Raw genomic sequence first — 1,174 nt, 5'->3', positions numbered from 1 at the left:
CGTGCAGGACACGGCCAAAAAGCGGGTGCCACGGATACTCGATCCGCAGTTCTCGATTTTTGTATGCGGAATGATTGCCGATTTGGCGATCTGGTCAAGATTTTATGGCACGATGGGGTGGGCATGTCGCTCTATCTGAAACGCCTTGAAGCGGGAAAGTTCATCTGGCCGGCAAGCGGCTCCGGGGAGGCTGTGCAGATATCAGCGGCCCAGCTTGGATATCTTCTGGAGGGGATAGACTGGCGCAATCCGCGCTGGACGCAACGCCCTGCAAAGGTTGGATAAATTGGTGTCATAGCCCTTGTTTTGCTGGGCTTTTTCCCTCTGTCATGGTAGAGGTCTGCCATGTCAGACGCTCGCTCCGAACTTGCAGAATTGCGCGCCGCGCTTGCGGCCTCGGAGCAACGCGCCGCGGCGGCCGAAGCCGAACTGGCCCGCTCGAACGCCGTGGTGTCGGCATCAGAGGCGCTGATCGCAGGCCTGAAGCTGGAAATTGCGATCCTCAAGCGCGACAAGTATGGTCGCCGCGCCGAACGCACCGCCCGACTGATCGACCAGCTCGAGTTGCAGCTCGAGGAGATGGAAACCACCGCGGCCGAAGATGCCATCCGCGCCGAACAGGCGACGGAGAAGACGACGAAGGTTGCAGGCTTCGAGCGGCGCAAGCCGGTGAAGAAACCGTTCCCCGAGCATCTGCCGCGCGAACGGGTCGTGGTTGAGGCCCCCTCGGCCTGTGCGTGCTGCGGGTCCGAGCGGATCGTGAAGATGGGCGAGGATGTCACCGAAACGCTGGAGGTGGTGCCGCGCCAGTGGAAGGTGATCCAGACCGTCCGCGAGAAGTTCACGTGTCGCGATTGCGAGAAGATCAGCCAGCCCCCGGCACCGTTCCACCCGATCCCGCGCGGCTGGGCCGGGCCGAGCCTGCTTGCCATGATCATGTTCGAGAAGTTCGGCCAGCACCAGCCTCTGAACCGCCAGGCCGACCGCTATGCCCGTGAGGGCGTGGACCTCAGCCTGTCCACGCTCGCCGACCAGGTGGGCGCGGTGACCGAGTTGCTGAAACCGCTGCAGGCGCTGATTGTCAACGGCGGAGACAAAACCGGCCACGTGGCGGTGCAAAAGTAGGCCAGTGGCGGGGCACTAAGCGCCATGGCGCGTGCGCTGCCCAAATAGC

The 1,174-nt window shown here is 62.9% G+C and carries 1 protein-coding gene and 1 pseudogene; both read left to right on the top strand.

Features of this window, described 5'->3' with window-relative positions; translation table 11 throughout:
* Window positions 1–285: IS66 family insertion sequence element accessory protein TnpB (gene tnpB / locus ABIE57_RS20545; protein WP_354540895.1), on the top strand; the 285-nt coding region annotated here is incomplete at its 5' end.
* A 60-nt stretch (window positions 286–345) separates the two neighbouring features.
* Window positions 346–1,080 (top strand): annotated as a pseudogene (locus ABIE57_RS20540) (IS66 family transposase); the annotation flags it as partial.
* Between the last annotated feature and the right edge of the window lie 94 nt (window positions 1,081–1,174).

It is taken from the genome of Roseovarius sp. MBR-6, assembly GCF_040547525.1.
Taxonomy (GTDB): domain Bacteria; phylum Pseudomonadota; class Alphaproteobacteria; order Rhodobacterales; family Rhodobacteraceae; genus Roseovarius.
Note: the sequence above shows the minus strand (reverse complement) of the source record. Positions and strands in the feature narration are given on the sequence as shown.